The sequence below is a fragment of the Candidatus Igneacidithiobacillus taiwanensis genome, assembly GCF_031962545.1.
GTDB classification, from domain to species: domain Bacteria; phylum Pseudomonadota; class Gammaproteobacteria; order Acidithiobacillales; family Acidithiobacillaceae; genus Igneacidithiobacillus; species Igneacidithiobacillus taiwanensis.
The window spans coordinates 1-4,806 of sequence record NZ_JAVRKK010000154.1; the positions used below are offsets into that span (position 1 = coordinate 1).

A 4,806-nucleotide genomic window follows, 5' to 3' on the forward strand; every position below is an offset into this window, starting at 1 on the left:
CCTTGGTGTCAGCGATTTCCTGCGCCTGGGTGCATTACGGCTTTCGTTGACGGAACAGCCGGAACGGATGCTGGCAGAGCACCAGGAAGTACCCAAACTGGTCCATCTGCCCGCCTTGCTTGCCGCTGTAGGGGATGTGGAGCGGAACAAGCAGAGCCCAGCCGAGTTACAGATGTTGTTATATCCCGGTTCCTCCCTGGGAGGGGCACGCCCCAAAGCAGTAATCCAGGATGCCGGGGCCTTATGGATTGCCAAGTTTCCCTCTCGCACCGACGCCAACCGTATTCCTCTGTGGGAAAAAACCGCAATGGACCTCGCAGCTCGCGCAGGGATTCTGGTTCCGCCCATGCGGGTGCTCTATAGAGACACGGAACACCCGGTCTTCCTCATCCGTCGTTTTGATCGCCACTTATTGCCGGATGGTACACAGCAGCGCATACACTTTGCCTCGGCAATGACCCTGTTAGCTCGCCAGGACGGAGATCCGGCTTCCTGGCTGGATTTGCTGGATGCGGTCCAGCAGTATTCTGCGCAACCGCAGCGGGACGCTAGCGAACTATGGCGTCGCATGGTGTTTGGCATGGTCATCAGCAACACGGATGATCATCTGCGCAATCATGGGTTTTTGCGGACAGCATCGGGCTGGATCCTATCGCCCGCCTATGACATCAATTTTGATATTGCAGACCCAGCAACGCGCCGACACGCCCTGAGCTTCGATGCGCGGGTAACCAATCCATCCGCCAGCTTTGCGCTGGAATTCACCGAACTCTTTGGGTTATCAGCTACCGATACCATGGACATCATCCAGCAGATCGCCGCCGCCATAAAAGAATTTCCGATGGTGGCGCGCCAAAACGGTCTGAGTGCGGAGGAAAGCAGGCGGGCAGGGCTAAGTATTCGCCAGGATATCCTGAGTGATTTGGAAGCATTCTGCTCTAACAAAAAGCAGGGGAAGGGGACAGGAAAAAAGAGAGGCGGGACATAATGATAATGGCTATTGCTGTGGGTATGGGAATCGCAGGTTTGCTGTTATTCAAACTTGCCCTGAACATTTTTTATGCCCCTGCACGAGGAGCGGTTGGGGAGCATCGCGTTCGGCGGATCATCGACAAAGCCGGTGCCATCGCGCTCCATGATTTCTATCTTACGGATGACCGGGGAATCACCCAGATCGACCATGCTGTTCTCACCAGTCAAGGTATCCTCCTCCTGGAGACAAAGAATTTCTCCGGCAAGATTTATGCGTAGGGCCGTAGTGGTGCATGGGTTCGATATGTGGGCGGCAAGAAAAGCATCATCCCCAACCCGGTCCATCCGAACTTCCGCCATCTCCATGCGCTCCGTTCCGTAGTGGGAGGCGAGATCCTCATAATGGATCTGGTTGTCCTGGCCGGCGGTCGATTCCCCAAAAACCAGCCAGAAAAGGTCGTACCCATTGACGATTTGCGTGCCCATCTGTTATCCATGGGTACGCAGGTCGCCCCAGACGACCCCCTGCACGTAGCCTGGAGCCAGCTGGTCGGGCGTGTACGACAGGATCGGAGAACCAAGGAACAACATCTCGAAGAACTCCAGCGAAAGCACGGCAACGTCACCCCGAAATGGCTGGGATGGACCTTGTTGTTCTTCGCCATTGCGCTGCTGGTTACAGCACTCCTTTTGTTGGTAAAAGCCTGACGGGAGAGGGTATGTCCTGGGAAAAGGTACCACGCTACTGTCGAGAAGCCGTAGATCATGAAACAGACAGACGAAAAAGGGGCCGGCTCAAAAATGAAGTGCAACACCCTTGGTCCAAGGAGACTGGAAGTGAACAATGGGCAACCACTATCAATCTGGTTCCATCCAGCTCCGCCAAGGATCGATCGACAATCACTCGGATGGCCGCAGGGGGTGATCTTTCGGTACCCGCTGCTCCGGCGACAGGTAGCTGAACATCCCTTGGGTCTCCACCTTGGCTCCACGCATGCCGCAACTCCCAGATTTCCAATGTTACGCAATGATACCACGGACTTTTTAGCGTCCTCCTAAAGGTCTGAAAAACCGGAATGCCCGCTGCAAAAGGTAAACGGTTATATACGAGTACTGCAATTCAAGAGCGAGGCCGCGCTAATTATCTAATTGTTTATGTACATGATTACTTGTGTTGTATATAGCAGTACATATAAACATATACATGTATATTCATACTTGTTTATATAAATATGTATAGGTATACATAAATACTAGTTATTGTACATATTAACATATAGTTGTTTACTTGTATTTATACATGTGTATATATGTATTTTTTTACAATTGTTAACATATGGTTGAGTACACGCACAACTTGCCTTATAATCATACTAAACATCAGGAAAAGGTAACTGGTATAGAGGTATACATGTATAGGAACTTATATTTACATATATTAGCTTTTGGTTGACCAAATAATGATATATTTAATTACATGTATACTTGTACATTTATTTATAGAATCTCACAGAGAACATGGACTAAGAATGGCTATCAATATCGCACTCGTAACCCAGAAGGGAGGAAGCGGAAAAACAACCATCGCCGCCTGCCTAGCTGGATACTGGAAGTCAAAAGAGAAAAAGACCTGCCTTGTCGATGCGGATCCTCAACAAAGCGCGACGGAATGGCATAAAACCGGAGGGAGGGCTATCCCTATCGATGTGTATACGGAGCCGAGAACGAAATACCTCACCGAACTCGTGAGCGAACTCGAAGAACAAGACGTCGTGCTGATCGATACAGCAGGGTTCCAAAATCAGACAGCAGTGGAAGCAGCATACTTAGCTGACATAATCCTAATACCAGTAAAGCCATCACCGATGGATATTCGGGCCGTAGGAGAAACGCTAGGTATGCTTCGCAAAGTTGGCGATGTACGTCTTAAGGAAGGCAGGGAGCATGCTAAGATCGTTTTTATATTGAATATGGTCGTCCCTGGCACGATCATTGCCAAAAATGCAAAAGATGAACTTTCTTCCATGAGTGGAAAGGTTTTACGGACAGAGTTTAGGAACCGAATCGCCTATCCAGAATCCTTCATCGGTGGCACCACTCCGACCTTTTATGAGCCACGAGGGGCAGCAGCACAAGAAATTGAGGAAGCGGCACAAGAAATTATAGAGATAGCAGGAGAAACAAATGGCTAAAACCCTTGGAAGAATGAGCAAACTGAATCCGGACGCAGTTGCTGGAATAGCATCTGACTATCCACCAACTACTGCTCGAAAAATACCAGACCCCACGCCCCCGGAAAAACGAAAACCGGCGGTAAAAGAAAAGCCTATGCGGCTCCAGCTACCTGATTACGTCTGGCAGCAAATCCGGAAGGAAATGGCGGCCAACGAATTTCTGACAGTGCGTGCCATTGTTCTTCGCGGCCTCCATGCTTATGGAATGGAGGTCGCCGAAGAAGATATGATGGATCGCCGTAGGTTGTAACATATATAATTTAGTACATGTATATATTTACTTGTGTTTATATATTTGTGCGCTAATGTAACTGTTTGATAATTCCGACTCAGTACCAAGGTCTGTACAAACAAACGGTGATGGCTACATCGTACCGGAGAAGGGGAGGGTTTGGACCGGGTGAATCGCCGAATCGTGGCCCATCGGCTGTGCAAACTGGAGCACCTATCCCATACCTTGGATATCAACGCTAACCAGATCGTCGCGGAGAAAAGGGACGCAGCCTGGACCTACAAAGGTGAACATGGTTACAACCTATGGTGGGTCATCTGGCCGAATCAGGGGGTAGTGATTCACGATGATTTTTGAGCCGGCCAAATATCGCGCCGGCCAGCGCCAATCTTGAATTCATCAAAGCATGTGAATCCCGTCTACCCTGCGGCCAAGAAAGCGCGAATGCTGCCTTCTTCCGAATCGGTGTTCATCGCCCATAATCTTTTAGTCCTCTTCAAGCACTCCGCTCTGAGGGACGGCTAGCAGCAGAAAGTCGCGGCGAGTATGGCCGCAGAATTTGCTGCCATTCGCAGACGCACCTATGACTGCATACATAACTCGCATCCTGAATAAAATCGATCAAATGGGTATCAGAGACTGTCACGGATCTCGTGAGGACGGCGGCTGCTCTCAGTCACGCTCTACAGGCGCTTCCATCACGTAACACCACGTACGACCAATCACCAGTATTTTTACAAGTCCATCGCTAACCAAGATTGCTAAGTCAATCAAAACCTGTATCCACGCATCTTTGAGCAACAATCGACGTATTCAACCGCGGAATTTGGGGTTAGCTTTCCGGTTGCCATCAATCGATTGCGGGATTATCTTTAACCATTGTCACAAAAGATCGTGCCGACCATCCCTCTCGGATCCATACTGGGTGCGCCTGGATCAGCAGAAAAGATAGGTAGGACCGTATCTGGCAGGGCTATGTTTGGGATACCAATAAGGAGAATCGGATAGTAGGTATGTAGAAATGGAGAAGGGGCTAAGGCTCCACAACCTTAACCCCTAACTACTACGCTTTGTCCCGACAAGGGATGGACAAAGAAAGAATCCTAAACCTAGCAATTTGGATTCTTTCAAAACTCCAAAACCTTGTCAATGGGGAAGTGTCGCCCACTTACGAGGTTTTGATGAAAACAGAACAAGCCAGCCAAAATTCAGAATTCTTGGTAAATCGCCTTCAGGCCGAGATGAGCCATTGCGGCCCGTCCTGGCTAATGGCGCAAGAAACCAGCACGAGCCGGATACCCAGCAACGGGATCAACTACGCGGTAGATCCCGTCATTATCTCTAGAACGAATCGAAAACAACTGCTTC

The 4,806-nt window shown here is 49.6% G+C and carries 6 protein-coding genes and 1 pseudogene; 6 read left to right on the top strand and 1 reads right to left on the bottom strand.

Features of this window, described 5'->3' with window-relative positions; all coding sequences use genetic code 11:
* The 3 genes from RTI30_RS12580 to RTI30_RS12590 all read left to right on the top strand — a co-directional run.
* The coding region (locus tag RTI30_RS12580; protein ID WP_312283918.1) for a HipA domain-containing protein at window positions 1–988 on the top strand (988 nt) is incomplete at its 5' end.
* Window positions 989–1,011: 23 nt separating this feature from the next.
* Window positions 1,012–1,251, top strand: a complete 240-nt coding sequence (locus RTI30_RS14360; protein ID WP_409449713.1) for a nuclease-related domain-containing protein — start codon at window positions 1,012–1,014, stop codon at window positions 1,249–1,251.
* Between the two features lie 123 nt (window positions 1,252–1,374).
* Window positions 1,375–1,680, top strand: a complete 306-nt coding sequence (locus RTI30_RS12590; RefSeq protein ID WP_312283920.1) for a hypothetical protein — start codon at window positions 1,375–1,377, stop codon at window positions 1,678–1,680.
* Between the two features lie 163 nt (window positions 1,681–1,843).
* On the opposite strand, the pseudogene RTI30_RS12595 reads toward RTI30_RS12590, so the two are convergent.
* Window positions 1,844–1,968: pseudogene (locus tag RTI30_RS12595) on the bottom strand (IS5/IS1182 family transposase); the annotation flags it as partial.
* Between the two features lie 533 nt (window positions 1,969–2,501).
* On the opposite strand from RTI30_RS12595, the gene RTI30_RS12600 reads away from it, so the two are divergent.
* The 3 genes from RTI30_RS12600 to RTI30_RS12610 all read left to right on the top strand — a co-directional run.
* Complete coding sequence (locus tag RTI30_RS12600; RefSeq protein ID WP_312283921.1) at window positions 2,502–3,164, top strand: ParA family protein; 663 nt, start codon at window positions 2,502–2,504, stop codon at window positions 3,162–3,164.
* The gene (locus RTI30_RS12605; protein WP_312283922.1) at window positions 3,157–3,456 is read left to right on the top strand and encodes a hypothetical protein; all 300 of its coding nucleotides are present in this window, start codon (window positions 3,157–3,159) and stop codon (window positions 3,454–3,456) included. Before RTI30_RS12600 ends, RTI30_RS12605 begins: the two co-directional genes overlap by 8 nt.
* A 1,163-nt stretch (window positions 3,457–4,619) precedes the next feature.
* Window positions 4,620–4,806: hypothetical protein (locus RTI30_RS12610; protein ID WP_312283923.1), on the top strand; the 187-nt coding region annotated here is incomplete at its 3' end.

Coding starts and splice junctions, on each gene's coding strand:
- RTI30_RS14360 (WP_409449713.1), top strand. CDS start 1,012: ATGGGAATCGCAGGTTTGCTGTTATTCAAACTTGCCCTGAACATTTTT.
- RTI30_RS12590 (WP_312283920.1), top strand. CDS start 1,375: ATGGATCTGGTTGTCCTGGCCGGCGGTCGATTCCCCAAAAACCAGCCA.
- RTI30_RS12600 (WP_312283921.1), top strand. CDS start 2,502: ATGGCTATCAATATCGCACTCGTAACCCAGAAGGGAGGAAGCGGAAAA.
- RTI30_RS12605 (WP_312283922.1), top strand. CDS start 3,157: ATGGCTAAAACCCTTGGAAGAATGAGCAAACTGAATCCGGACGCAGTT.